The 23,681-nt window shown below is 67.9% G+C and carries 26 protein-coding genes; 10 read left to right on the forward strand and 16 right to left on the reverse strand.

All coding sequences use genetic code 11. From position 1 onward, the window contains the following. Positions 1–84: 84 nt before the first annotated feature. Positions 85–2,001: an acetyl-CoA hydrolase/transferase C-terminal domain-containing protein gene (locus tag FF090_RS00890; RefSeq protein ID WP_138854937.1), complete on the reverse strand. Its 1,917-nt coding sequence runs from the start codon at positions 1,999–2,001 to the stop codon at positions 85–87. A 136-nt stretch (positions 2,002–2,137) separates the two neighbouring features. On the opposite strand from FF090_RS00890, the gene FF090_RS00895 reads away from it, so the two are divergent. Further along, a complete protein-coding gene (locus FF090_RS00895) occupies positions 2,138–3,949 on the forward strand; it encodes a caspase family protein (protein ID WP_175423456.1) in 1,812 nt (603 codons plus the stop codon). A 17-nt stretch (positions 3,950–3,966) separates the two neighbouring features. On the opposite strand, the gene FF090_RS00900 is transcribed toward FF090_RS00895, so the two are convergent. The 3 genes from FF090_RS00900 to FF090_RS00910 form a co-directional block, all read right to left on the reverse strand. Next, a complete protein-coding gene (locus tag FF090_RS00900) occupies positions 3,967–4,680 on the reverse strand; it encodes a pilus assembly protein (RefSeq protein ID WP_138854939.1) in 714 nt (237 codons plus the stop codon). Between the two features lie 33 nt (positions 4,681–4,713). Further along, on the reverse strand, positions 4,714–5,886 hold the full coding sequence (locus FF090_RS00905; RefSeq protein WP_138854940.1) for a TIGR04552 family protein: 1,173 nt from the start codon (positions 5,884–5,886) through the stop codon (positions 4,714–4,716). A gap of 117 nt (positions 5,887–6,003) precedes the next feature. Then, positions 6,004–6,480 carry an FKBP-type peptidyl-prolyl cis-trans isomerase gene (locus FF090_RS00910; RefSeq protein WP_138854941.1) on the reverse strand — a complete coding sequence of 159 codons (477 nt, stop codon included), beginning with the start codon at positions 6,478–6,480 and terminating at the stop codon, positions 6,004–6,006. Between the two features lie 181 nt (positions 6,481–6,661). Here FF090_RS00910 and FF090_RS00915 point away from each other — a divergent pair, with 181 nt between their 5' ends. Next, positions 6,662–7,327 (forward strand): hypothetical protein, encoded by a 666-nt coding sequence (locus FF090_RS00915; RefSeq protein ID WP_138854942.1) that lies wholly within the window; start codon positions 6,662–6,664, stop codon positions 7,325–7,327. A gap of 201 nt (positions 7,328–7,528) precedes the next feature. Here the strand turns inward: FF090_RS00915 and FF090_RS00920 are convergent, their stop codons facing one another. From FF090_RS00920 to ccmA, 10 genes are all read right to left on the reverse strand, one after another. Further along, a complete protein-coding gene (locus FF090_RS00920; RefSeq protein WP_138854943.1) occupies positions 7,529–8,620 on the reverse strand; it encodes a RelA/SpoT-related domain-containing protein in 1,092 nt (363 codons plus the stop codon). 76 nt (positions 8,621–8,696) lie between these two features. Next, positions 8,697–9,374, reverse strand: a complete 678-nt coding sequence (locus tag FF090_RS00925) for a tetratricopeptide repeat protein (RefSeq protein WP_138854944.1) — start codon at positions 9,372–9,374, stop codon at positions 8,697–8,699. Beyond that, positions 9,371–9,790 (reverse strand): cytochrome c-type biogenesis protein, encoded by a 420-nt coding sequence (locus FF090_RS00930; protein ID WP_138854945.1) that lies wholly within the window; start codon positions 9,788–9,790, stop codon positions 9,371–9,373. The genes FF090_RS00925 and FF090_RS00930 overlap by 4 nt, the downstream gene beginning before the upstream one ends. Then, positions 9,787–10,311 (reverse strand): DsbE family thiol:disulfide interchange protein, encoded by a 525-nt coding sequence (locus FF090_RS00935; RefSeq protein WP_138854946.1) that lies wholly within the window; start codon positions 10,309–10,311, stop codon positions 9,787–9,789. The genes FF090_RS00930 and FF090_RS00935 overlap by 4 nt, the downstream gene beginning before the upstream one ends. Beyond that, positions 10,308–12,311, reverse strand: coding sequence for a heme lyase CcmF/NrfE family subunit (locus FF090_RS00940; RefSeq protein WP_138854947.1), 2,004 nt, complete (start codon positions 12,309–12,311; stop codon positions 10,308–10,310). The genes FF090_RS00935 and FF090_RS00940 overlap by 4 nt, the downstream gene beginning before the upstream one ends. Then, complete coding sequence (gene ccmE, locus FF090_RS00945; protein ID WP_138858247.1) at positions 12,308–12,751, reverse strand: cytochrome c maturation protein CcmE; 444 nt, start codon at positions 12,749–12,751, stop codon at positions 12,308–12,310. Before ccmE ends, FF090_RS00940 begins: the two co-directional genes overlap by 4 nt. A 640-nt stretch (positions 12,752–13,391) precedes the next feature. Continuing rightward, positions 13,392–13,550 carry a heme exporter protein CcmD gene (gene ccmD, locus FF090_RS19675; RefSeq protein ID WP_138854948.1) on the reverse strand — a complete coding sequence of 53 codons (159 nt, stop codon included), beginning with the start codon at positions 13,548–13,550 and terminating at the stop codon, positions 13,392–13,394. Continuing rightward, a complete protein-coding gene (gene ccmC / locus FF090_RS00955; protein ID WP_138854949.1) occupies positions 13,547–14,290 on the reverse strand; it encodes a heme ABC transporter permease CcmC in 744 nt (247 codons plus the stop codon). The genes ccmD and ccmC overlap by 4 nt, the downstream gene beginning before the upstream one ends. Continuing rightward, a complete protein-coding gene (gene ccmB, locus FF090_RS00960; protein WP_138854950.1) occupies positions 14,287–14,961 on the reverse strand; it encodes a heme exporter protein CcmB in 675 nt (224 codons plus the stop codon). Before ccmB ends, ccmC begins: the two co-directional genes overlap by 4 nt. Continuing rightward, the gene (gene ccmA, locus FF090_RS00965) at positions 14,958–15,593 is read right to left on the reverse strand and encodes a heme ABC exporter ATP-binding protein CcmA (RefSeq protein ID WP_138854951.1); all 636 of its coding nucleotides are present in this window, start codon (positions 15,591–15,593) and stop codon (positions 14,958–14,960) included. The genes ccmB and ccmA overlap by 4 nt, the downstream gene beginning before the upstream one ends. A gap of 219 nt (positions 15,594–15,812) precedes the next feature. Here ccmA and FF090_RS00970 point away from each other — a divergent pair, with 219 nt between their 5' ends. The 3 genes from FF090_RS00970 to FF090_RS00980 all read left to right on the forward strand — a co-directional run bounded on the left by FF090_RS00970 (position 15,813) and on the right by FF090_RS00980 (position 19,132). Further along, a complete protein-coding gene (locus FF090_RS00970) occupies positions 15,813–17,027 on the forward strand; it encodes an NAD(P)H-dependent flavin oxidoreductase (protein WP_138854952.1) in 1,215 nt (404 codons plus the stop codon). Positions 17,028–17,095: 68 nt separating this feature from the next. Beyond that, a complete protein-coding gene (locus tag FF090_RS00975; RefSeq protein WP_175423457.1) occupies positions 17,096–18,361 on the forward strand; it encodes an NnrS family protein in 1,266 nt (421 codons plus the stop codon). Between the two features lie 81 nt (positions 18,362–18,442). Further along, positions 18,443–19,132 carry a hypothetical protein gene (locus tag FF090_RS00980; protein ID WP_138854954.1) on the forward strand — a complete coding sequence of 230 codons (690 nt, stop codon included), beginning with the start codon at positions 18,443–18,445 and terminating at the stop codon, positions 19,130–19,132. Positions 19,133–19,138: 6 nt separating this feature from the next. Here the strand turns inward: FF090_RS00980 and FF090_RS00985 are convergent, their stop codons facing one another. Next, entirely contained in the window at positions 19,139–19,690 is a 552-nt protein-coding gene (locus tag FF090_RS00985; RefSeq protein WP_138854955.1) for a DUF6036 family nucleotidyltransferase, read from the reverse strand. Then, positions 19,687–20,364 (reverse strand): helix-turn-helix transcriptional regulator, encoded by a 678-nt coding sequence (locus tag FF090_RS00990; RefSeq protein ID WP_138854956.1) that lies wholly within the window; start codon positions 20,362–20,364, stop codon positions 19,687–19,689. The genes FF090_RS00985 and FF090_RS00990 overlap by 4 nt, the downstream gene beginning before the upstream one ends. A 172-nt stretch (positions 20,365–20,536) precedes the next feature. Between FF090_RS00990 and FF090_RS00995 the strand changes: the two genes are divergently transcribed. The 5 genes from FF090_RS00995 to ubiT all read left to right on the forward strand — a co-directional run bounded on the left by FF090_RS00995 (position 20,537) and on the right by ubiT (position 23,629). Beyond that, on the forward strand, positions 20,537–20,848 hold the full coding sequence (locus FF090_RS00995; RefSeq protein ID WP_175423458.1) for a DUF2249 domain-containing protein: 312 nt from the start codon (positions 20,537–20,539) through the stop codon (positions 20,846–20,848). A gap of 88 nt (positions 20,849–20,936) precedes the next feature. Next, positions 20,937–21,242: a DUF2249 domain-containing protein gene (locus FF090_RS01000; protein ID WP_246071480.1), complete on the forward strand. Its 306-nt coding sequence runs from the start codon at positions 20,937–20,939 to the stop codon at positions 21,240–21,242. Continuing rightward, positions 21,229–22,251 carry a ubiquinone anaerobic biosynthesis protein UbiU gene (gene ubiU, locus FF090_RS01005; protein WP_246071481.1) on the forward strand — a complete coding sequence of 341 codons (1,023 nt, stop codon included), beginning with the start codon at positions 21,229–21,231 and terminating at the stop codon, positions 22,249–22,251. The genes FF090_RS01000 and ubiU overlap by 14 nt, the downstream gene beginning before the upstream one ends. A 2-nt stretch (positions 22,252–22,253) precedes the next feature. Beyond that, on the forward strand, positions 22,254–23,192 hold the full coding sequence (locus tag FF090_RS01010; protein ID WP_246071482.1) for a U32 family peptidase: 939 nt from the start codon (positions 22,254–22,256) through the stop codon (positions 23,190–23,192). Continuing rightward, positions 23,189–23,629, forward strand: a complete 441-nt coding sequence (gene ubiT / locus FF090_RS01015) for a ubiquinone anaerobic biosynthesis accessory factor UbiT (protein WP_138854960.1) — start codon at positions 23,189–23,191, stop codon at positions 23,627–23,629. Before FF090_RS01010 ends, ubiT begins: the two co-directional genes overlap by 4 nt. Positions 23,630–23,681 lie beyond the last annotated feature (52 nt).

A 23,681-nucleotide genomic window follows, 5' to 3' on the forward strand; every position in this document is an offset into this window, starting at 1 on the left:
GGCATGTCACGCGCGGGTCATCCGATGCGCGGCGGATGCCGAGATGCCCGCCCGTGATGGGCCCGCAACGGGGCTGCGATGGGCCTATAAATTCCCCGCAAACAGCTTGCGGATGAACATTGCCTTGAAGCCCTGGGCCTCGTCCAGCCCCAGGCGCTCCAGGTAGGCGGGCGGGGCCTCCTTGCCTTCCCACAGGCTCTTGACGGCCAACTTCACCAGCTCCACCGGGTTCTGCGTGGCCTTCTTCAGGCGGCGCAGCGCGGCCACGATCTTGAGCTCGTCGGCCGTCAGGTCGGTGCCGAAGGGGAAGCCCGGCAGCAGGCCCTGCTGGGTGAAGGGGTGCAGGGCGGCGTCCAGGGCCTGCGGGGTGTTGCGCGTGTAGGCAGCGGGCAGCTGCCAGTCGGCTTCCAGCTTGCCGGCGGCCTGGGCCTGCTGGATCAGCTCGGGCTGGAAGCGCGAGTCGGCGATCTGGATCAGGCGCTTGATGACCTCGGCATCGCTGTGCCCGCGTAGATCGGCCACGCCGTACTCGGTGATCACCACATCGCGCAGATGGCGCGGGATGGTGCAGTGGCCATAGCTCCAGACGATGTTGCTGACCGGGCCGTCGGCCGTCTCCTTGCAGGCCCGCAGCATCAGGATGGAGCGCGCATCCGGCAGCGCATGGCCCATGGCGACGAAGTTGTACTGTCCGCCCACGCCGCTGACCACCGCGCCACTGTCCAGCGCATCGCTGGCGGCCGCGCCCAGCAGGGTTACCTTCATGGTGGTGTTCATGAAGCGCGCGCCGCGGCGCTGGGCGCGCTTGAGCTCCATCTCGGCGCCGCAGGGGCTGTCGAGCTGGTTGATGAAGTCGATGCGCGTCATGTCGATCTCGGCGCGCTGGGCCGGCGTCAGATCGCGCAGGGCTTGGTAGAAGTCGCCAGGGCCGAGGAAGAAGCCGCCCGTCATGCACACACCGCCCGGCAGCGTCGCCGGGTCCAGCTCACCGGCGTTCACGCGGCGCTGCGTGTCCAAGTCGGCAAACACCTTGCGGCGCACGATGCCGGCCTGCATCAGTTTCAAAAAGCCGTTGACGAACATCTCCGAGCAGCCGTACAGGCCTTGCTCGAAGCGACCCAGCTCGCGATCGCGCAAGCCCTCGGGGCATAGGCCGAGCAAGATGCTGCGGTAGTTCTCGGGCTGGCGCTCGCGCAGGATCAGCGCCTGGGCGATGGCGTCGCCGAGCGAGCCGATGCCGATCTGCAGCGTGCCGCCGTCCACCACCAGGCTGCTGGCGTGCAGGCCGATGGCGTAGTCCGTGGTGCTGATCTTGCCGTTGGGCGGCGCGAACAGGGTGTGGGTGGCGGCGGGGTCTGTGACCACCAGATCGAAGGCTGAGGGCAGCACCCGCGCTCCGCCCTCCATGAAGGGCATGGCCCGGTTGACCACCCCGATCTTCAGCAGCGGCCGGCCGGCGGCGGCGCAGCGCTCGATCAGCTCGTGCGTCAGGTCCGGGTTGCTGGACAGGCTGAGCTCCCAGCCCGCGCCGCTGCCGCGTTCGGCCACCGCCTGCGCCACCACATTGATGCCCTGGCTCACCAGGTCGCGTGCTGCAAACGTGTAGTTGGTGCTGATGTAGTGCTGCTGCGCGGCCGGGTTGCGCAGGTAGTCGCCGGTCTTCAGGAAGAACTCGCGCACCTCGATATTGGGTGGCAGTCCTGGGCCCCGCAGATCCTTCACATAGTCGAAGTCCGGGTAGTCCTTGAACACCCGCTCCACCAGGGGGCCGAGGAAGGCCTGCTCCAACTCGCTCTTGCCGCTGGGCTTTTCAAGCGACAGCGCGGTCACGATCGTCAGGCGCCGGGTTGGGTCGGCCTTGATGCGGCGGTACAGCGCGTTCACGAAGGGGTTGGGCTTGCCAATGCCCAGCGGCAGGCCCAGCACGATGGGGCCGGTCACCTGGGCCAACACCGCATCGACAGCGGCTTCGATCGAGTTCATCACGGCGGGCACGGGCATTCCTTCGCTCGTTGTCAGAACCCGCAGTCTCGCGCGCTGCTCCTGCGGCGAGCTTGACCTGACGCAATCCCCAAATTGATGCAACTTGCGGCGTGCTTCCGCGCTACAAAGCCGCACCCTGATGGAGGAACCCTGTATGGCCGAGACGATCAAGATCCTGTGTGTTCACGGTGTGGGCCGGCACCTGCCCGGCGCACCCTGGCAAGCAGCCTGGCAGGGCGCCTTGCAAACGGCCCTGCAAGGCACGGGCAGCGCCATCCAGCCCGAGGTCGAGTTCGTGCTGCTGGACGATTTGTTTGCCGCCCACCCGATCAACCCGCTGGACGTGGTGCAGGCCCTGGGCCAGTTGTTGGGTAGTGCAGTGGGCAGCGGTGTGGGCAGCCTGTTCCGGCGCGAGCGCGGGATGATGGATGGTGTGCGCTGGACCGCCGGCATGGTGGTGCAGTGGGTCGAAAACGAGGCGCTGCGCGCCGCCACCCGCGCACGCCTGGCCGAAAAGGTACAGGCCTTCCAACCGCAGGTGGTGCTGGCGCATAGCCTGGGCTCGCTGGTGAGCTACGACTGTTTCACCCACCCCGACACCGCTGGCCTGATTGCGGGTCGCAGCTTCCTGTCCCTGGGCTCGCAGATCGGCAATGCCTTTGTGCGGGGCAACTTTGCCAAGGGCTATCTGACGCCGCTGAACGCCGCGCGCCGCTGGGTGCATCTGTACAACCCCAACGACCGCGTGCTCACCGCCCCCATCCGGCTGCAGGCGCCCAACTTCCAACAACTGCAGACGCCTTTCGACAGCCCAGGTGCACTGAACCACGACGCCGAACGCTATCTGGGGCATGAGGAGGCCCAGACCGGTTTCTGGTTCGACGAGGTGCGCCTGGCCAGTGGCGCCAAAGCGCTCAAGGCGATGGGCGTGGCGCCCGCGCCGCGCGCGGCGCTCAAGGTCGCAAAGCCTGCCAAGAGGAGCACCCGCAAGCCCACCCGCAAAGCCTTGTTGGTGGGCGTCAATGATTACGCCGACCCGTCCGCCAATCTGGCCGGCTGTGTGAACGACTGCTACCTCATCAGCGCCCTGCTGCAGGAATCCGGCTTCGAGGCCGAGGACATCCGCCTGGTGCTGAACGATCGCGCTACCGCCGTTGGCATCCGCGAGCGCTTGGAGTGGCTGCTGGACGACGCCCGCGAGGGCGACACCCGGGTCTTCTACTTCAGTGGCCATGGCGCCCAGGTGCCGGTCTATGGCGCCGATGGCACCGTCAGCTCGGTGCACGAGTCCCTGGTGCCGCATGACTTTGACTGGAGCCCGGAGCGCATGTTCAGCGACCGTGAATTCCACGAGCTCTACAGCCAGCTGCCCTATGGCCTGAACTTCCTGACCCTGCTGGACTGCTGCCACAGCGGCGGCATGACGCGCGCACCGGCGCGGCGCATTCGCGGCATCAACCCGCCGGACGACATCCGTCACCGCATGCTGCGCTGGGACCCCGCGCACGAGATGTGGGTGGCGCGCGACTTCAAGTCACCCAGCAAGGCCTTCGACCAGCATTTCAATGGGGCCGCTCACGCCGGCGAGGGGCGCAGCAACGAGGTGCGCGCCACCCATCGCTTTGGCCAGGGCCTGGAGCTGCGCGGCACCGCGGACAGCCGCAAGGCCTTCAAGGCCGAGACGGCGGCCCGGGGCCACCAAGGCCCCTACATGCCGACCCTGATCTACGCCTGCCAGGACAGTCAATTCGCCTACGAGTACGAGCATGGCGCGGTGTCGCACGGCGCTTTCAGCTATTGCCTCGTCAAGGCCCTGCGCGCCGCCCGCCGCACCGGCAAGGCGCTCAGCTTCGAGGCCCTGGTGACGGCGGTGGCCGCCGAGCTCAAGGCCCTGCGCTACGAGCAGCAACCCCTGCTCAACGCCCCCAGCCACATCCGCAAGCAGGCGGTGCCGCTGAAGATCTGAGAGCCCGCACGCCGGGTTCAACCTGGCAGCAGGCCCACCACCTTCAGCCCTTCGCGTTCCAGCGCCAGATGCCAGGCGCCGCTGCGCGCCAGCAGGAAGGGGCAGCTCAACAACGCCCCATCCTGCGGCCGGCCCAGGGCCTGTAACTGCGCCGCCGAGCAGGATTGGGAAGCGATGGCGGTGCGCGTGGCCTCGTCCAGCGGCTTCCAGAAACTGGGGCGGGTGCCGATGTCCTGGCCTGCGGCGGCCGCAGCCACGGCAGTCATCAGTTCGTCAGCGCGGGTCTCGCGCGTGCCCAGCCAGAGTGGACCATTCCACGGCAGGGCCTGGACCTCACGGGGCCGTTGCCCCCACTCCTCCTCGGCCACCTGCATGGCGGTGACCAGACGCAGGCGCTGTCCTTCCCAGGCCAGCACCACCGGCCGGGCCTGGGCCGTCACATGCACGCCATAGCCCAGGGCTGAGAGCTGTAGCAGGCCGATCACGCACAGGTCCCGCACCAGCTCGGCGCGCGGTTTGCGTTGTTGGGCGACCACCAGGGTCAATAGCGGGCCCATGCACAGGTCCACCCCCATCAAGATCAAGAACAAGGCGGTGCCGCCGGCGATGGTGCCGTAAGGCCAGGGATGCCAAAGCAGGAACACCAGAGCGGCCACGGCGGCGCCGATCAACGCGCTGAGGCCGGCATGCCAGCCGGCGGCGCGCAGGCGAAATTTCAACTCAGGCGTCATGGGGCGATGTGAAAAAAACAGCGAGCCGAAATCCTAGCCCTGCTCGCGCAGCCACGCCTCCAGTTCCGGCCCGAACACGCGCCGGCGTGCGGTGTCCACCTGGCGCTTCTTGTACGCCTCGTGGCTGGCCGCGCCCTGCTGACTTTTCTCAAAGCTGGCGGCGTCCATCAGCTGGATCTCAAAGGCGAAAAAGAAGCTCACGTCGTCGGCGCCCTGGAGCAGGTCATCCAGCGCATTGACTGACATTCGGCCGACCTCCGAGGTGGGCAGATGGATCATCTTGCGCACCGTCAGCTGCAGGCTGCTGAACTCGGCCGCGCTGTGTGGGTTGTCCGCGCGGCGCTGCGCTTGCGCCTGCGCGGCCAGTTCGGCGTCCATGCGCGCCAGCAACTCGGTGGGGTGGCCGCTGGAGCGCTCCAGCAGCGCGCGATAGCGCGCAAACACTGCCTTGGCCGCGGCCAGATCGAGCAGGGTGTTGCGCGTGCGGCTGACCTCCAGATTCGTGACCGACACCACATGGGCGCGCCGCAGCAGCTCCAGGGCCAGCAGGCATTCGATGCGCGTGCCCAGGGTCAGTCGCAGGCCCAGGTGATCGTGGATGTCGGCGGCCACGTACTCGGGTTTTTGCAGCAGCTTGAGCAAGATGCTGTGGCGCCCCTTGTTGCGCTTGCGGTCCAGATGCACCAGGGGCAGCCAGGTCTGGCCGTCGCTCAAATACTGTTGTTCGCCCTCGGTGTGGATCAGCGCATCCAGGCCGGCAAACACCTGCTGGCGAATGGCCTCGAAGTGGCGCAGCTTGAGGTTGTTGTCGATGTAGAACAGGCCGTGCATCACCTTGAGCAGCACGCAGGCCCAGGCGCGTTCGGCATCGAAGCGGTGCACGCGCTGCGAGGCCAGCAGCAGCAGGTTCAGCGGGTCCTCGGGTTCGGCCACACAGGCCGGCAGCAAGGCGGCCTGCTCGGGCGCCAGAAAGTGGCTGCGCACAAAGCCCACGGCCTCTTGCTGGATGCGGCGCACATAGTCCTGCACCGCCGGGCTGTCCATGTCGTAGCCGTACTCGCGTGCGAACTGCCGCGCGTCGCTCATCTGCCGCAGCGCCAGCGCGCCCAAATCGATGGCCGACACGCCTTCGGCGATGGCGGCTAGATAGGTCCAGTTCAGCGAGAAGCGGCGGTCGGTCTTGGGGACGGGACGCGATTCGATCATCGGGACCGGCGAGCGGTGAAGGTGGTGCCCAGCATAGCCGCGGCTGGGCGCTCAACCCTCAGGCATTCCCGCAGCAAGGCGCCTCTGCCGCAACGCAGCGGGCGCCTTGCCAGCTGTTTACTGAACGGCGATCAGTTCGACTTCAAAGATCAGGGCGGCGTTCGGCGGAATGGCATTGCCAAACCCCGTACTGCCATAGCCCATGGAAGCCGGAATGACCAGCGTGCGCTTGCCGCCCACCTTCATGCCGCCGAAGCCCTGGTCCCAACCCGGGATCACTTCACCGGCACCGAGCTTGAACTTGTGGCCCGTCGTTGTGTTGCTTTCGAACTGCGTGCCCTTCTGGGTGGAGGCCACGCGGTTGTCGTACAGCCAGCCGGTGTAGCGCACGGTCAATGTCTTGCCGTTGGCGGCCTCGGCGCCGGTGCCCACGAGGGTGTCGGTGATCTTGAGCGCCGTCACGGCGGTCGAGCCCGAAGTCTCCGCCCAGCTGGGGCCGCTGTCGCCACCCCCACCGCCGCAAGCGGCCAGGGCCAGCAGCGCGGCGCTGCTCAGACTGAGGAGGAGGTGGCGACGGAGGGGGACCGAGTTCATGGGGGAAGTCTGCTTGTCAGTTTCATTGAAGAGGCGGCCGCATACCGTGGGCCGCCACGGGCGGCGCGGAGTGTAGTGGGGCCTTTTCGACCCCGTTGCGACGGCCGCCGTGATGTCGAGGCCGGCGATGCGCCATGATCCTGGCCTGTTGCCGCAGTGCCCGGAGAAACGGCTCGACCCCATGACCGCTCCCACCGACCCACCCCCAGCCCTGCGGCGCACTGGCGGCAGGCCGGCACCGGCATCCCTCGTGGGAGGGTTGGCCAAGGTCGTGGCCCGCGCCTTGCGCTCCGTGGTCCGCCTCTTCTTCAGCCCCCTGACCCTGGATCGCCGACAAGGCAAGCTGCGGGTGGCGCTGCAGGTCGATCCGCAGGAAGTGCTGGAGCCCCAAGCGCCGCAGCCGCTCTCTGCTGAAGCCGAGCTTTTGGTCCGCATGCGGGGCGAGCTCAAGACCCTGCTCAGCCAGCGCCCCGACACCCGCCGTGTCCTGCGGCATCTGGCCGTGCTCGAAACCCAGCTCCAGCGCGAAGGCCTGGATGCGATTGAGCGCCTGCCGCCGGAGGTGCTGGGGCGGGCGACCGAACAGCTCGAATCGCTGCGCGAGCACTTCGACACGCCCGGTCTGGTGGCGCTGCACAGCCGCTTGCGCTTGGCCTTGATCCAGCGGGAGGAGGCCGTGCCGCCAGAAAGCCGCAGCAACGACTTCCTCTCGGATTTCGGCGTCGGCCAGCGGGTGATCGTCAACGAGGACACGCCCTCCAACTTCGATGCCTGGCGCAACACCTTGCCAGTCGGCGACGCGGCACCAGGTGCTTCGCGCCAAGCCGGATCGGGCTCGCGCGACTAGGGGCGGCTCAGCAGCCTTGAGGGCTCTCTAGAGGATTGGGCCCCATCGCCCGGATCGCGCCTTGGCTTCCAGTCTGAGACCGGCGGCGAGTCGCCGAGTGGTTCCACGCTTGAGCCTCGACCTCAGGGAAGCCGCATGAAGGGTTGAAATTTGAGGCTTGACCCCGGAGCCGAGACCTGGCCCATGACCCCTACTTGACCTCTACTCCTCAGAATCCGCTCCGCGCGAGCCTCCCAACATTTGGTCGCGTCGATATCGTTCCATGAGCTCGGCCATCGAGGGTTGGGAAATCGACCGAGCGATATCTCTGGCCGCAGACCGTTGAATGGCCGCTGATGTAAGTCTGGGATTCAAGGCACGCAGCATCGCAGTACCAACTGCAGCAGGGTCGGTGAGATCTGGACTCAGCCTCCCGAGCGCTTTCACCTGTGCCTTGAGGTTCTCGATGAGCTGGTTGCTCTGCTGATCCTTTTCTTGAATCGCCGACAGCGCATCTAAAGCATCCGTCATCTTCCGAAGAGCTACATCCTTCTCCTGCCTCGCCTCCTCAATTTCCAAGTTTCGATTGCTGAGTGCTGAAGTCAGCTGCTGGACGAAACTTCCCATTTCGTCAGCACTTCCCGCGAGACGATTAAAGATGATGAGGAAGTAGGCGACCAAAGGATCTTCGGAAAAGTTCGGATAGCGGACCCGATGATCCACTTCACTCCACCCCTCTTCAAAGATTGTCCTGACCTGAATCTCAACCAATACCCGCCGTTGAAGAGGCTGAGTCGCGCAGACGTAGTGAACAGATCGATAACCTGCCGGGTGCTGCCTCACCTGTAGCCCGAGGGATGAGAAGCGGTCCAAGAGGTCTTTGGGGTCCCCTTCTCTGATGAATGCGGTCGGATCTTCATGAAGGGCCCATGTATCGCGAACCACCTGGTGAATTCCGAAACATTCATCTTTGAACAAATGCAAGGCGCGCACTCCAATGAGGTCGGTGACAACCTCAAAGTAGTTCTTCTCACTCACATTGAGGTACTTCGAGCTGCCCTCGGCCGCCTTACGAACAAGCTTCTCCAGCAAGTGCTCTGAGTCCTTCACGCGGAAGCGGACAGAGTGCACCGCCTGACACCGCTGCAGAGTCCTAGCGAACAACTCTGCCGTATCGGTCAGCTTGTTCCGATTTGCCTCGTGATCGCTGGCAATTGCCAGAAGGGCATCCCAAGACAGGCAGCTCTTCTCCCAGCTCTCCTGTGACAGACGGTTCCGCTCTAGAAAGTCATTGAGTGTGAGGTTTTCAAGCATGTCGCATTCTCATTGCACGACTGCGGGGTCGGCCGGACGGCGTGACTGCGAGGTCAGCCCTGAAATCTATAGCCCCTCACCCCAACTCCCCCAAGCCCTTCTCCGCTATCCCCCGCAGAGGGTGATCGGCCGGCGCGGTCTTTAGCAGTTGCTGCCACAGCGCCCGCGCCCGTTCGCGATCACCCGCACGCAGCGCCCGCGTGCCTTCCAGCGCCAGGGCCTTGGTGTGGTTGGGCTCGGCCTTCAAAGCCCGGGCCAGTAGGGCGGCGGGTTCGCCTTCGAGCGAGCCGTTCTGCGCGGTGGCCAGCACGTCGGCGAAGTCGGCCAATACATCGGGGTTCTGCGGCTGCAGGGCCAGGGCTTTTTCGTAGGCCTGCTGCGCCAGCGCGGGGCGGCCCAGCACGGCGTAGGAGCGGCCCAGCATGGCCCAGCCCTTGGCGTCGTCGGGCTGCTGCTGCAGGCGCGTGGCCAGGCGCTGCACCATCTCTTCGGTGCGGTCGGGCGGGGGGGCGGGGTTGATGGCGCCGGGGTTGCCCTTCCAGGCATAGCCGGCGGCGGCTAGCAGCAGGGCTGCGCCCACGCAGGCGGCCAGCAGGCGGTTGTTGGCGCGGGCGGGTTCGGGGGCTAGCACCAGGTCGACGATGCGGCGCTCCAGGTCCGCCAGCGCAGCGGCATCCGCACCGGCCGCACGCAGGGCCAGGCCTTGGGCGCGCAGGGCATGCAACTCGTTCAGGGCATTCGGGGGCAAGCTCATCGGAGGTCGTCGTCCTGCAAATCAGAGTCGGGCTCGAAGGCCTCGGGTGCGGCCTGGGCGCGGCGGCGCAGGGCCAGAGCCAGGCCGGTCAGCGCACCCAGCACCAGCAGGGCCGGGCCGGCCCAGAGCAGCGCGGTGCTGGCCTTGACGGGTGGCTTGTAGAGCACGAAGTCGCCGTAGCGCGCGGTCATGTAATCGATGACTTCGGCATCCTGCTTGCCGGCGGCCAGCTGGGCGCGCACCTGGTTCTTCAGGTCCACGGCCAGCGGGGCGTGGGAGTCGGCAATGGTCTGGTTCTGGCACACCAGGCAGCGCAGCTGCGCCGCCAGGGCCTGGGTGCGGGCTTCCAGCGGATCGGTCGCTTGGGCCTGGACAGCAGCTGCCACCATCCACAAACAGAGCAGCAGGGCTTTCATAGGCTCTTCAACAAGGGTTCGATCTTGTCGCGCAGCAGCTCGGCCGTGATGGGGCCGACATGCTTGAAGCGGATGGTGCCGCTGCGGTCCACCACAAAGGTCTCGGGCACGCCGTAGACGCCGAAGTCGATGCCCACGCGGCCCTTGTCGTCGAAGCCGATGGCGCGGTAGGGGTCGCCCAACTCCTTCAGCCAGGCCTGCGCGGTGTCGCGCTGGTCCTTGTAGTTCAGCCCCAGCAGTTGCACCTGCGGCTGACGGCGCGCGAAGTCCACCAGCAGCGGGTGCTCCTGCCGGCAGGGTGCGCACCAGCTGGCCCAGACGTTGATGAGGCTGACCTTGCCCTGCAGATCGGCCTGGCGCAGCGGTGCGGCGTTCTCCTGCAGTGGGGCCAGCTCGAAGGCCGGCACGGCCTTGCCGATCAGGGGCGAGGGGATCTCGCGCGGGTTGAGCTGCAGGCCGCGCGCCAGCAGGGCCGCCAACAAACCAAAGGCCAGCAGGGGGATCAGGGTCTTGAGCTTCATGCCGGCTGCTCCTTCAATGCGGAGGCCTCGGCGGCGGCCGCGGCGCGCTGGCGTCCTTCGCGCTGATACCGTCGATCCGATGCGCCCAGCCATCCGCCCCATGCCATCAACAGGCAGCCGCCCCAGATCCAGCCGATATAGGGCTTCACATAGACCCGCAAGATCCAGGCCTTGCCATCGTCCACCGGCTCGCCCAGCGACACGTACAGGTCGCGCAGCCAGCCGGCGTCGATGGCGGCCTCGGTCATCGGCATTTCGGAGCTACGGTAGAGCCGCTTTTCCGGGCGCAGCTCGGCCACGGGCTTCTCACCTTGGCTGACACGCACCCGACCCTGGGCGCCGGCGTAGTTGGCGCCCTCGATGCGCTGCAGGGCCGTCAGCTCGAAGCGGTAGCCGGCCACCGTGACGGCTTCGCCCGGCGCTAGCTTCACATCGCGCTCCACCTGCAGGCTGTTCACCAGGGTGACGCCGACGATGAAAACCCCGACGCCCGCGTGGGCCAGCTGCATCGCCAGCACCTGACGCGGCAGCGCGGCCCAGCGGGCCATCAAGCCCAAGCCCTCACGCGGCCACAGGCGTTGCACCAGGTCGGCCGCACTGCCCACCAGCACCCACCAGGCCAGCAGCAGGCCCAGGCCCGCCCCCAGGCTGAGTGCGCCGCTGCCGAAGGCATGCGCCGCCGCCACCAGAGCGCTGACGACGGCGGCCCCGCGCAAGCGCTTCGCCAGGCTGGGCAGCGCGTCTTCCTTCCAGCGCGCCAGCGGACCCACCACCATCAGGAAGATCACCGGCGCCATCAGCGGCGCGAACACGGCGTCGAAATAGGGCGGGCCCACCGAGATCTTTTGCCCGGTCAGCGCGTCCAGCGCCAGCGGGTAGAGCGTGCCCAGCAGCACCGCGCCGAAGGCGGCCAGCAGCATCACGTTGTTCACCAGCAGCAGGGTCTCGCGGCTGAGCCATGCAAAGCGCGCACCCAGGCCCAGCTTGCTGGCGCGTGCGGCGTAGAGGCTGAACGAGCCGCCCACCACCGCCACCAGAAAGGCCAGGATGAAGAGGCCGCGCTTGGGGTCGGTGGCAAAGGCGTGCACGGAGGACAGCACGCCTGAGCGCACCAGGAAGGTGCCCAGCAGAGAGAGCGAGAAGGCCAGGATGGCCAGCATCACGGTCCAGCTTTTGAAGGCGCCGCGCTTTTCCGTCACTGCCAGCGAATGCAGCAGGGCCGTGCCCACCAGCCAGGGCATGAAGCTGGCGTTCTCCACCGGGTCCCAGAACCACCAGCCGCCCCAGCCCAGCTCGGTATAGGCCCACCAGCTGCCCAGCGCGATGCCCAGGGTCAGGCTGATCCAGGCGGCCAGGGTCCAGGGCCGGGCCCAGCGCGTCCACTGGCTCCAGGCTGAGGAATTCGCTTCGCCACCCAGCAGGGCCGCCATCGCAAAGGCATAGGCCACGGCAAAGCCCACATAGCCCATGTAGAGCATGGGCGGGTGCAGCACCATGCCGGGGTCCTGCAGCAGGGGGTTCAAGTCGCGCCCCTCTTCCAGGCCAGGGATCAGGCGCTCGAAGGGGTTGGAGGTCAGCAGCATGAAGAGCAGGAAGCCCGCCGCCAACGCACCCAGAATGGCCAGCACCCGCGCCATCAGGGCCTCGGGCAGCTGGGTGGAAAAGCGCGCCACCGCCGCCATCCAGGCCACCAGCAGGGCCACCCAAAGCAGCAGCGAGCCCTCGTGGCCGCCCCACACAGCCGCCACGCGGTAGGCCAGCGGCAGTTCGGAGTTGCTGTGCTGGGCCACGTAGGTGACCGAGAAGTCGAAGGCCACGAAGGACCAGGTCAGCGCCGCATAGGCCGCCAGCACCGCCAGGGCCAGTGCGGCGTTCAGCGGCCGGGCCAGCGCGATCCAGTCGCTGCGGCCGCGGGCGGCGCCCAGTTGCGGCAGGGTGGCCAGCGCCAGCGCCAGACCCAGGGCCAGCCAGAGGGCGAAATGCCCGAGTTCCGGAATCATTGGCCGGCCTCCTTCAGGCTGTTCTGACCATGCGCCTGCTTCAAGGCCTGAGCGGCCTCGGGGGGCATGTAGTTCTCGTCATGCTTGGCCAGCACCTCGCGCGCCACGAACAGGCCGCCTTCCAGCTTGCCCTGCGCCACCACGCCCTTGCCTTCCTTGAACAGGTCGGGCAGCACGCCCTCATAGCGCACCGGCACGGTCTTGGCGTTGTCGGTCACCGTGAAGTGCACCTGCACGCCTTCGCGGCGCAGGCTGCCGGGTTCCACCAAACCGCCGATACGGAAGCTCCGCCCCTGTGGCGCCTCATTCGCCGCCACTTGGGTGGGCGAGTAGAAAAACACCATATTGCTGCGGAAGGCATTGGTCACCAGGGCGGCGATGGCGGCCACCGCGAGGAGGATGACGGCCACCAGGGCGAGGCGGCGGTGCCGGGGTTTGATTGCAGTGGTCATTGGCATGACACCCATGTTTGGAATGAGCCCGCAGGGGCTTCACCCCTGCACCCGACCCCTTTCTCTTTGCTTCGCCAAAGAGAAAGGGGGAAAGAGAAAGGCGACCCCCGATGCCGGCGCCGCTCGCCTGCGGCGATCGGTTCCCTGCGCTGCTCAGGTCTTGGGGGCGGCGCGGAACGCGCTTCGCTCACTGCGTTCGCTGCGCTTGAACGGCCGCGCCGAGTTTGTTGTGGAGGCGCGCTACGCGCGCTCCCCCAAGCCCTTGCGCTGCTCGGCTTGGCATAGGGGGACCCCCCAACAGCCAACAGCCGAACAGCCCGGACTTCAACAGATCGCTCCGTTTCGCGGGGTCCCCTATGCCCAGCCGAGGAGCACAGAAGAGCAGACCCGCGCGCGCAGCGCGCTTCAAGCACTGACTCGGCGCGGCCGTTCAAACGCAGTGAGCGAAGCGAACGCAGTGCGTTCCGCGCCGGGGTCTGCTCTTCGCGCACCGCAGGGAACCCCTTGGCGCAGCCAAGGGGCGCAGGCATCGGGGTCGCCTTTCTTTGGTTACTTTCTTTGGCGAAGCAAAGAAAGTAACCCGGCCGCCGGGCCGGAACCCCGGCGGGCTGGCGGGAGTTCAAGAACCTCATTCCTCGTCTCCGACCGCCCGCAGCGCCTTCCGATGCCGCGCCCGAGCGATCAGAGGCTCGACGACAAACACCAGCAAGCACACCCCATACGAGCCCCACACATAGAACCCATACCCGCCCATGGCGAGGAAGTCAGAGACAGAAGCCCAGTTCATGCATCCCTCCGCAGCGCCTGCACCCAGGCCGCGTCGCGTTCACGTTCCAGCACGATGGCCCGCGCCCGCGTGAACACCACCGCGAACGCATAGGCCCAGCAGGCCAGGCTCATCAGCAGCATGGCCTGCAGCATCGTTTCGGCCATCTTGGGTGCGCTGGTGAGGCTCACGCTGGCGCCCTGGTGCAAGGTGTTCCACCACCGCACCGAGAAGTAAATGATGGGCACGTTCACCGCCCCCACCACCGCCAGCAGGGCACCGGCCTGGTCGGCGCGCTGGACGTCGTCGATGGCGTTGACCAGGGCCATGTAGCCGAGGAACAAGAAGAGCAGGATCAGCTCCGAGGTCAGGCGCGCATCCCAGACCCACCAGGTGCCCCAGGTCGGCTGGCCCCACAGCGCCCCCGTCACCAGGGCCAGCGCCGTCATCAGTGCGCCGGTGGGTGCGATGGCACGCGCCAGCATCGAGGCCATGCGTGCCTTGAAGGCCCAGCCGATTGCGGCCCAGAAGGCCATCACCAGATAGAGCAGCATCGACAACCAGGCCGTGGGCACGTGGATGAAGATGATGCGATAGGCCTCGCCCTGCGTCGCGTCGGTGGGGGCGACGAAGAAGCCGATGTAGAGCGCCACGGCCGCCAGCAGCGCGGCCGCCGCCCACAACCAAGGCAGCAGGGCGCCGGTGAGCGCATAGAAGCGCACCGGTGCGGAAAAGGTAAATAAACGCAGCGGTGACTTCATTGCGTAGCGATCTTCAAAGCGGCGGCCGTGGCGGGCGGCGCGCCGAGCAGGGTGGCGATCAACAGCGCCCCCAGCAGCGACAAATGCCCACCAACCGCCAGACCGGATTCATAGGCCCCCACCGCCCCGCTGCCGAAGATCAGCGTGGGGATGGCCAGGGGCAGGACGATCAGCAGATTCAGCAGGCCCCCGGCACGCAGACCCAGGGTGAGCGCGGCACCAAAGGCCCCCAGCAGGCTGAGCACCGGGGTGCCCAGTCCCAAGCCCGCCATCAGCACGGCCAAGGGCATGCCCGTCAGGCCGAACATCAGGGCCAACAGCGGTGCTGCCAACAGCAGCGGCAAGCCATGCGTGAGCCAATGCGCGACGGCCTTGGCCAGGGCCAGCAGCCAGGCGGGCTGGCCGGCCAGCAGCAGTTGGTCCAGGCTGCCGTCCTGCCAATCGCCGCCCCAGAGTGGGCCCAGAGAGAGCAGGGTGGCCAGCAGCGCGCCCACCCACAGCACGCCGGGCGCGATATGGCGCAGGGTGTCGGGCTCTGGGCCGATGCCGAGCGGAAACAGGCTGGCCGCGACGACGAAGAACACCACCGGCAGCAGGGCCTCGGTGGGGCGGCGCGCGGCCAGGCGCAGCTCGCGCCGGATCACCGTGGTGGCGAAGGCCAGGCCGCTCATGTCAGGGCCTTGAGCATTTGCTCTGCGCAGCGCAGGCCCGCCACTGCCTGGTGGCTGGTGAACAGCACCGCGCCGCCGCGCGCGCATTGGGCAGCCATCAGTGCGCACAGGGCCTGCACGCCGGCGTCGTCCAGCGCGTCAAAGGGTTCGTCCAGCAGCCAGAGCTCGGCCGCTTCGGTCTGCAGGCTTAAGCCCAAACGCGCCAGCGCCGTGCGCCGCCGCTGGCCCTGGCTTAGGCTGCGCACGGGCCGGGCCCGCAGCGGCCCCAGGGCCAGGGCGTCCAGCGCTTGGCGCAGCGCCGCGACCGTGACGAGCTGCCCCCGCAGCGCCGCGTCCAGGCGCAGGTTCTCGGCCACCGTCAGATCGTCCTTGAGCGCGTTGGCATGGCCCAGATAGAGCAAGGGGGCTTGCCGCTGCAGCCTGCCCGCCGCCGGCGCGCGCAGGCCGGCCAGGGTGCGCAGCAGGGTGGTCTTGCCGCTGCCATTGACGCCGCGTAGCCACAGGCAGTCGCCGGCGCGCAGGCTCAGATCCAAGGCCGCAAACAAGGGGCGTTCGCCGCGCTCGCACACAAGCTGCTGCGCGTGCAACAGCACGGGGGCAGCATCCGCAGTCGCGGGGGGCAGGGCGTTCATGGGGGCGCAGTGTGCGGCAGTCCGTGGGGCCTGGCCTTTGAACTGCATCAACCACGTCGAGGGCTTGCGTGCTTAGCCGGGCGGGAATGGGCGGGTGTTGATGCAGATCAAGCCCTGCGGCTCGCCGCCGCGCCCGCCATCCGAGCTTGAACTGCGTCAAAGACGGACTAGAGCCGCGCCTCTAGTCTGCGCGGCTCTGCAATTCCTCGGATTCCCTTCATGTCCTTCGAGCTTCTTGATCTGGCGCGCGCCCAGGCCGGCCTGCGCCGTCTGCAACTCGCAGGGCGTGAGCTGCTGCCCATCGTGCAGGGCGGCATGGGCGTGGGGGTGTCGGCGCACCGCCTGGCCGGCAGCGTGGCTGCCCAAGGGGGCGTGGGCACGATTTCCTCGGTGGACCTGCGCCGTCACCACCCCGACCTGATGGCCCGCAGCGAAGGCCTGCCCGAGGACGACACCAAGAAGGCCGTGATCCAGGCCGCCAACCAAGAAGCCCTGGCGCGCGAGATCCAAGCGGCGCGGCGTCTGGCCGAAGGAGCGGGCTTGCTGGCGGTGAATGTGATGCGCGCCGTCAGCGACTACGCAGCCTCTATCAAGACCGCGCTGGAGAACGGCATCGATGCCGTGGTGGTGGGCGCCGGCCTGCCGCTGGACCTGCCGGCCCTGGCCAAGGACCACCCCAAGACCGCACTGATCCCCATCCTCAGCGATGCGCGCGGTGTGTCGCTGGTGCTGAAGAAATGGGAGCGCCAGCAGCGCCTGCCCGATGCCATCGTCATCGAGCACCCGGCGCATGCCGCCGGTCATCTGGGCGCGGCCAAGATCGCCGACCTGAACGACCCGCGATTCGACTTCGAGACCGTGCTGCCGGCCGTGCGCCAGCTGCTGCGCGACGCGGGTGTGGAGGGTCAGGTGCCGCTGATCGCCGCGGGCGGCATCCGCCGCTGCGAAGACATCCTGCGCGTCCAGGCCCTGGGGGCCGACGCCGCCCAGTTGGGCACGGCCTTTGTCGCCACCCACGAATGTGATGCGCATGACGAGTTCAAGCGCGTACTCAGCCAAGCGCGCGAGGAAGACATGGTGGAGATCACCAGCGTGGCCGGCCTGCCGGCGCGCGCCGTGCTCACCCCGTGGCTGAAGAAATACCTGAAGGCCGAGCCACGACTGCAGGCCGTGGCGCAACTGAAGAGCCGCTGCACCATGGCCTTCGACTGCCTGCAGCAATGCGGGCTGCGTGACGGGCTCAAGGGCTGGGGCCAGTTCTGCATCGACCAGCGGCTTGCCGCGGCGCTGCGCGGCGACACGAATGGCGGTCTGTTCTTCCGCGGCCGCGGCGGCATGCCCTTTGGCGAACAGATCGCCAGCGTGCGCCAACTGATGGAGCGCCTGCTCACCCCGGGGGTCGCGCTGGGCACCCCCCTGGCCGCGCCGGCCTGAAGCAGATCAAGGCGGGCCGCGGCGCTGGCCTCTAGCCTGCACGGATGATCCCCATCCAGCCTGCCGCCATGCCAAGCTCCACGACAGCCAACAGCCCGGCCGCGCCCTGGTCCTTCGCGCGCCTGCTCAGCGCCCCGCACCGCCTGGGCTTCTTCGCCGCCGCCGTGGGTTTGGGTTTGTCGGCCCTGTGGTGGGCCTTGGCCCTGCTGGCGCGCAGCATCGGCCTCGAGTTGCCTTGGGCCGTGGCGCCTGGACTTGCCCATGGGCTGCTGCTGGCTGGGGGCTTCATGCCCTTCTTCATCGTCGGCTTTCTGTTCACCGCCGGTCCGCGCTGGCTGGGCCTGGGTGAGGTGAATGCCGAAACCCTGCTGCGGCCCGTGCTGCTGATGGGCGGTGGCTGGGCCCTGGCCCTGCTGGGATTTCATGCCCACGTAGGGCTCGCCGCTCTGGGCGTGTTGGCGGTCACCCTGGGCTGGACCTGGGTGCTGGGGCGCTTCATCCGGCTGATCCGCATCAGCCCCGTGCCCGATCAACTGCACCCGCGTGCCGTGGCGTTTGCCGGCCTGCAGGGGGTGCTGGGTTTTGCCGTGGCGGCGCTGGCCTTGGCCCTGGGTGAACCGGGCTGGCTGCGGGCGGCGGTTTACTGGTTGATCTGGGCCTTTCTGGCGCCCACCTTTGCCATCGTCTCGCACCGCATGATTCCCTTCTTCACTGCGGCGGTGCTGCCCTTCCTGGATGCCTGGAAGCCCAACTGGCTGTTGGCCGTGATGGGGGCGGCCCTGGGCGCCGGCGCCCTGGATGCGGTGGCGCTGAGCCTGGGCTGGACCCTGCCCACCGCCATGCACGGGCTGCTGGCCTTTGGTCTGGGCGCGTCCGGCTGTTTACTGGTGTGGCTGGCGCTGCGTTGGGGCCTGGTGCAGAGCCTGAAGATCAAGCTGCTGGCCATGCTGCACGGCGGCTTCGTCTGGTTCGGTCTGGCCCTGCTGCTGGCTGCCCTTGGTCACGCCCTGCAGGCCCTGGGCCGGCCGGATCTGGGCCTGGCCCCGCTGCATGCACTGACCCTGGGCTATCTGGGTTGCACCCTGATCGCCATGGTGACCCGTGTGGCCAGCGGCCACAGCGGCCGCCCGCTGGCGGTGGACGGCATCGCCTGGGGTCTTTATGGCCTGCTGCAGCTGACTGTGCTGCTGCGCCTGGCTGCCGCCTTGCTGCCCCGCCTCGGCACGCCCCTGCTGCTGGCGGCTGCCGCCGGCTGGGCGCTGGTCAGCCTGAGCTGGGCCTGGCGCTATGGCGGCTGGCTGGGCCGCCCGCGCATCGACGGCAGGCCGGGGTAGCTGCGGTTTTCCCTGGGCAGTGGGCGCAGGGGCCACTGGCAGGATGCGCGCCTCACAACAAAGCGCACAGGGAGTGCTGTCATGAATCGATCCCTTCTCGGCCTCATGGCGACCGGCGCGGCCGGCTTCTTGGCGGGCTGGTTGGCCCACGGTGCCAACGCCCCTGCGGCTCAGGCCTCGCCGGCCGCTGCGCTGGAAGGCCCGGCGGTCGCGCCTGGGCTGCCGGCGGCCGCCTTGAATCCCGCGTCGCAGTCCGCCTGGGCGCCGCAGCCCGGCAAGCCCGTCACCGATTCGGCCTCATCGCCAGCCCCACACGCCGTGGTGGCCCCGGTTGCACCCGCAGCCAAGCCCGGCCTGAGCCTGATGCCCGCGCCCACGCTCAGTGCCGAGCATCAGGCGTTGCTGGTCTCCGGCCACGACAAGCAACCCTTCCGCAATGCCTCGCCGGCAGAGTTGCACCAGCAGTTCATGGCTGAAGCCCGTGATGCCACCTGGGCCGACCCGTTGGAGACCCAGCTGCGCCAAGCCCTGGGCGCGCTGGGCGTTCAGTCGCCCGCCTTTGATGTGCAGGGCCTGGACTGCCGCCAGAACCTGTGCGAGTTGCGCCTGATCGGCTTCGCCCCGAACGCCGGCGATCAATGGAACCGGGCCATGGTTTCGCTGCGCGAGCAGGACTGGTGGGGCCAGGCCTATTCCGGCATGTCCACCACCAGCAGCGGCAACAATGGTCGTACGGTCATCGCGACCTTCTTTGAGCGGCGCAAACGCTAAGGAAGGTCAAGCTGGCGCGTTTCGACGTTCCGCTTCCTTGAACCAGGCGTTGACCAGCCTGCGCAGGCGCGCCTGCTTGTCCGCGTCCACCGGCAGGTTGGGCAGCAGGGTCAAAACGGCATCCAGGCTCAACAAGCGGTGCACAAAGAGCAGGGTGCAGAACGCCCGATCCTTGGGCCGCCCTGCCGAAGCCTTGGCCAGGAATAGGTCGGGAAGATCCAGGCAATAGGCCACTCGATCGTCCGTGTTGGCGTTCTGAATGCGATGCAGCCGGGTCTGCCAGCCGCTGGGCAGATCGGCCGTGCTCGCGTCCACCGCCTGGGCGTAATAGCCGTGGGTGGTGTGAAAGTCGGAACCTTCGCCAATGGCACCCTCTATGGCGTCACCCAATGCCGGTTCAGTCCAGGGGTAGATGTCGGCCTCCATCGACACCGTGAGATCGGCTGGCGCATTCGGCACCGCACCGAGGATGGACTGGCTACCAATGACCATGAACTCATATTGGTTCGTGATTCGGCCAGCGGCACGAATGATGTGTTCCAGTTGCTCGCGAGTCATGCCGGCGCGCCATCGGCATCGGTGCCCAGGGTCAGTCCGGCTTTGAGCTCGCGCACCTGGCTCAGCACGGCCTCACGCTCTTCGGAGCTCAGTACCGCCAGCAGGGGCGAGGCCTGGCGCAACTGCTGAGCCAGTGCCGACCGGCCCAGCGCCTTGCCCCAGGCGCGCTCCTTCAAGATGCGATCCCACTCGATCAACAAGGGCCGGGAGCGCGGATCGGCCGTGGCCTGCCAGCTTTCCAGAGTGTCCTGGGCCCGCACGATCAGTTCGGGCTGTTGCTTGAGCTTGGATACGGCCTGTGCATGCAGGGCATGGCTTTGCAAGTCCTGCAGGCGATGGCGCGAGGAGTCGACCTGAATCTGCACGGAGACGCGCGGCACCGGGCGGCGCGAACGCGCCCCGGCCGTGGTGGGCGGCGGGGGCTGCTGAAAGTCGCCAGCCAGCAGCGCCAAATCGCCGGCTACTCCCAGAGCGGACATGACCTTCAGATAGGTGCCGATGGCGGGGCCGGGATCACCCGCTTCCACCGCCCGCAAGGTGTTGCGGGTGGTGCCCAGGCGTTCCGCCAACTCGCTCGCCGTCAGGCCCTGCGCCAGGCGCAGACTCCGGAGCCGGTCGCCCAGTTGCAGCAACAGCTGACGCTCCAGCAGAGGGGCATTCTTTGAAGTGATCATTTGGGCAGATAACTAACCGTTTTGGCAATTTTTGGTTAGTTTACTGCGCATGTGCTGGGATATTTCAACTGCTGCGAACGGCTCATCACAGCCTGGCTTTATTGACCTAGAACAAGAACCTTCTTTGGCGCTCGGCCTATGGTGGCGGCCTTCCAATCTCAGCACAACCGCCATGGACCCGCACGCCTGTTTGGATTTGCGCAGCGCGCCCGCGCGCGAACGGCATCGTCCCGTGTTCACCGCCTTCGACGGACTGAAGCTCGGCGCCACGATGGAGCTGACGGATGCCCGCGACCTGCGCTCACTGCGCGCCTTGCTGGACGCCGCGCGTCCCGGCGCCTTTGATTGGTCGGTGATGGAGGATGGCCCCAGCACCTGGTCGGTGCGGGTGGCCAAGACCAAGGGCTTCAATATGGATGGCTGTGCCGGATGCAGTTGCAACTGCGGCGGCGCGCGCTTGGCGGCGCAATGCGAGATGCTGTGACGCGCAGTTGAACTGGTTCAAGGTCAAGCGCAAGGCCCGCACCTAGTCTGCGGGCCTTGTTGTTTTTGCCTTGTTCGGGTGCCGCGCCATGAGCGAATCGAATCTGCTGGACCTGCGGTCCATTCCCCCGTCCCAGCGCCATCCGCTGATCTTCTCGACCTTTGACGCGCTGGACACCGGCGCTGCCTTCGAGATCGTCAACGACCACGACCCGGTGCCGCTCTATATGCAGTTCGAGCGCAGCCGCCTGGGCCAGTTCGACTGGCGCTATGTGGTGGCTGGCCCGGACGAGTGGCAGATCCGCATCAGCCGCAAGGCCTCCGCCGGCACGCCGCGCAGCGGTAGCGAGGGCGGCGAATGCTGCGGCGTGTGTACCTGCCGTGGCGGTCGTTAAGCCCCAGCTGGTCTGCCCGGCGGGCTCGCTGCGTGCGCTCACCCTGGCCGTCGAAGCCGGGGCCGACGCGGTCTATCTGGGCCTGAAGGACGCGACCAACGCGCGTAACTTCGCCGGGCTGAACTTCGATGACGCCCAGGTGGCGGAAGGCGTGCGCTTTGCGCATGCGCGCGGTGCCGAAGTGCTGATGGCGCTCAACACCTATGCCGACGCGCGCGACCCGCTGCCCTGGCGCCGCGCCGTGGACCGCGCCGCCCGCCTGGGGGCCGATGCCTTGATCGTGGCCGACAGCGGGGTGCTGGCCTATGCGCGCGACCACCACCCGCAGCTGCGCCTGCACCTCTCCGTGCAAGCCTCGGCCACCAGCTACGAGGCCATCGAGTACTACCGCGAGCGCTATGGCATTCAGCGCGCCGTGCTGCCGCGCGTGCTGACCCTGCAGCAGGTGGAGCAGGTGATCCGCCACACCTCGGTGCCACTGGAAGTGTTCGGCTTCGGCAGCCTGTGCGTGATGGTCGAGGGGCGCTGTGCGCTCTCCAGCTACGCCACCGGTCAGTCACCCAACACCGCCGGCGTGTGCTCGCCGCCTTCAGCGGTGCGCTGGCACGAGACCGCAGAGGGGGTGGAGGCGCGCCTGAACGGCGTGCTGATCGACCGCTACGGCCCTGCCGAGCCGCGCGGTTACCCCACCCTGTGCAAGGGTCGCTTCGATGTCGCCGGCACGCCCGCCGACTACGCGCTGGAGGAACCCACCAGCCTCAACACCCTGGCCCTGCTGCCGCAGCTGATCGAGGCCGGCGTGGCCGCCATCAAGATCGAAGGCCGTCAGCGCAGCCCCAGCTATGTGCAGGGCGTGACCCAGGTCTGGCGCGCCGCCATCGACTCGGCCTGGGCCGACGCCCAAGGCAGCGGTCGCTACAGCGTGCAGCCGCAATGGAGCAATGAGTTGGGCCGTTGGGCCGAAGGGCAGCAACACACCCTGGGTGCCTACGACCGCCCCTGGAGATGACGATGCAATTGACCATCGGACCCCTGCTGTATTGGTGGCCGCGCGCCGCGTTGATGGACTTCTACGCGCAGGTGGCCGAAGGCCCGGCGCAGACCGTGGTGCTGGGCGAGCTGGTGTGCTCGCGGCGCAACGAGTTCAAGTTCGACGATTGGGTGGCACTGGGCCGTGAGTTGGCGGTGGCTGGCAAGCGCGTGGTGCTGGCCACCCAGGCTCTGGTGATGAGCGAGGCCGAGTTGCGCAGCTTGCGGCGCCTGTGCGAGCAAGACGAGTTCGCGGTCGAAGCCGGCGATGCCTCGGCGTTGCGGGTGCTGGCCGCCGCCGCCGCGGCCGACCCCAGCCGCCAGCCCTTTGTGCTGGGGCCTCACATCAACATCTACAACCGGGCCGCGCTGGAAGAACACGCCGCGTTGGGGGCTGGCCACTGGGTGGCGCCGGTGGAGCTGGCGTTGGACGCGGTGGGCGCCATCAATCCGCCCGCCGAGCCGGTGCTGGGCATTGACGGCCCGATCCGCACCGAGGTGTTTGCGTTCGGCCGCCTGCCCCTGGCCTTTTCGGCGCGCTGCTTCACGGCCCGCCACCACCGCCTGAGCAAGGACGGCTGCGAGTTCCGTTGCCGCGATGACGCCGATGGCCTGTTGCTGCAGACCACCGAAGGCCAGCCCTTTTTGGCCCTGAATGGCATCCAGAGCCAGAGTGCGGCGCTGCAGTGCCTGATCACCCAGACCGGCGCGCTGCGACGCGCGGGGGTGAGCAGTCTGCGGCTCTCGCCCTGCGGGTTGGGCTTCGCGCGCGTGGTCGAGCTGTTCCAGGCCGTGCTGACCCAAAGCCTGTGCGCACGCGAGGCCTTGGCCGAGCTGCGCCAGCTGCCCCTGCCCGGCACGCTGGTGGATGGCTTCGCCCGCCGTCATGCGGGCCTGGAAGAAGTGATGGATCCCGCATGAGCACATCCCTATCCCTTCCCGCCCTGCCCGCAGCGCTGCGCGCCGGCTGGCGCCGCCTGCCCACCCAGCCGCCCTCCGCCTTGTTGGCGGCGGCGCTCAACCGCCTGCTGCTGCCGCGCCTGGAGCCGGACCAGCGCCAGGCGCTGGCGGGGCAGATCGTCGAGGTGGAGGTGCTGGAGCTGGGCCTGCGCGTGCGCTTAGCGCTGGAGGCGGCGGGCTTTCGCGCCGCCGCGACGGAGGGCATCGCCACCGTCACCCTGCGCGCCCGTGCCGACGCCCTGTGGCGGCTGCTGTGCGGGCAGGACGACGCCGACCGCCTCTTCTTCGAGCGCGCCCTGGTGATGGAGGGCGACACCGAATACGGACTGGTGCTCAAGAACACCTTGGATGCCATCGGCCCCCTGATACCGGCACTGTCTCCACGCGGCACGCACTGAACCCAAGCGTGCGGTAATGCCGGCCCGGTGGTTGTCCGGGCGCCGTTCGCCC

Source organism: Inhella inkyongensis, from assembly GCF_005952805.1.
GTDB classification, from domain to species: Bacteria; Pseudomonadota; Gammaproteobacteria; order Burkholderiales; family Burkholderiaceae_C; genus Inhella; species Inhella inkyongensis.

Excerpts from the sequence above, each read along its gene's own strand:
- FF090_RS00890 (WP_138854937.1), bottom strand. The coding sequence starts at position 2,001 with ATGCCCGTGCCCGCCGTGATGAACTCGATCGAAGCCGCTGTCGATGCG.
- FF090_RS00895 (WP_175423456.1), top strand. The coding sequence starts at position 2,138 with ATGGCCGAGACGATCAAGATCCTGTGTGTTCACGGTGTGGGCCGGCAC.
- FF090_RS00900 (WP_138854939.1), bottom strand. The coding sequence starts at position 4,680 with ATGACGCCTGAGTTGAAATTTCGCCTGCGCGCCGCCGGCTGGCATGCC.
- FF090_RS00905 (WP_138854940.1), bottom strand. The coding sequence starts at position 5,886 with ATGATCGAATCGCGTCCCGTCCCCAAGACCGACCGCCGCTTCTCGCTG.
- FF090_RS00910 (WP_138854941.1), bottom strand. The coding sequence starts at position 6,480 with ATGAACTCGGTCCCCCTCCGTCGCCACCTCCTCCTCAGTCTGAGCAGC.
- FF090_RS00915 (WP_138854942.1), top strand. The coding sequence starts at position 6,662 with ATGACCGCTCCCACCGACCCACCCCCAGCCCTGCGGCGCACTGGCGGC.
- FF090_RS00920 (WP_138854943.1), bottom strand. The coding sequence starts at position 8,620 with ATGCTTGAAAACCTCACACTCAATGACTTTCTAGAGCGGAACCGTCTG.
- FF090_RS00925 (WP_138854944.1), bottom strand. The coding sequence starts at position 9,374 with ATGAGCTTGCCCCCGAATGCCCTGAACGAGTTGCATGCCCTGCGCGCC.
- FF090_RS00930 (WP_138854945.1), bottom strand. The coding sequence starts at position 9,790 with ATGAAAGCCCTGCTGCTCTGTTTGTGGATGGTGGCAGCTGCTGTCCAG.
- FF090_RS00935 (WP_138854946.1), bottom strand. The coding sequence starts at position 10,311 with ATGAAGCTCAAGACCCTGATCCCCCTGCTGGCCTTTGGTTTGTTGGCG.
- FF090_RS00940 (WP_138854947.1), bottom strand. The coding sequence starts at position 12,311 with ATGATTCCGGAACTCGGGCATTTCGCCCTCTGGCTGGCCCTGGGTCTG.
- ccmD (WP_138854948.1), bottom strand. The coding sequence starts at position 13,550 with ATGAACTGGGCTTCTGTCTCTGACTTCCTCGCCATGGGCGGGTATGGG.
- ccmC (WP_138854949.1), bottom strand. The coding sequence starts at position 14,290 with ATGAAGTCACCGCTGCGTTTATTTACCTTTTCCGCACCGGTGCGCTTC.
- ccmB (WP_138854950.1), bottom strand. The coding sequence starts at position 14,961 with ATGAGCGGCCTGGCCTTCGCCACCACGGTGATCCGGCGCGAGCTGCGC.
- ccmA (WP_138854951.1), bottom strand. The coding sequence starts at position 15,593 with ATGAACGCCCTGCCCCCCGCGACTGCGGATGCTGCCCCCGTGCTGTTG.
- FF090_RS00970 (WP_138854952.1), top strand. The coding sequence starts at position 15,813 with ATGTCCTTCGAGCTTCTTGATCTGGCGCGCGCCCAGGCCGGCCTGCGC.
- FF090_RS00975 (WP_175423457.1), top strand. The coding sequence starts at position 17,096 with ATGCCAAGCTCCACGACAGCCAACAGCCCGGCCGCGCCCTGGTCCTTC.
- FF090_RS00980 (WP_138854954.1), top strand. The coding sequence starts at position 18,443 with ATGAATCGATCCCTTCTCGGCCTCATGGCGACCGGCGCGGCCGGCTTC.
- FF090_RS00985 (WP_138854955.1), bottom strand. The coding sequence starts at position 19,690 with ATGACTCGCGAGCAACTGGAACACATCATTCGTGCCGCTGGCCGAATC.
- FF090_RS00990 (WP_138854956.1), bottom strand. The coding sequence starts at position 20,364 with ATGATCACTTCAAAGAATGCCCCTCTGCTGGAGCGTCAGCTGTTGCTG.
- FF090_RS00995 (WP_175423458.1), top strand. The coding sequence starts at position 20,537 with ATGGACCCGCACGCCTGTTTGGATTTGCGCAGCGCGCCCGCGCGCGAA.
- FF090_RS01000 (WP_246071480.1), top strand. The coding sequence starts at position 20,937 with ATGAGCGAATCGAATCTGCTGGACCTGCGGTCCATTCCCCCGTCCCAG.
- FF090_RS01010 (WP_246071482.1), top strand. The coding sequence starts at position 22,254 with ATGCAATTGACCATCGGACCCCTGCTGTATTGGTGGCCGCGCGCCGCG.
- ubiT (WP_138854960.1), top strand. The coding sequence starts at position 23,189 with ATGAGCACATCCCTATCCCTTCCCGCCCTGCCCGCAGCGCTGCGCGCC.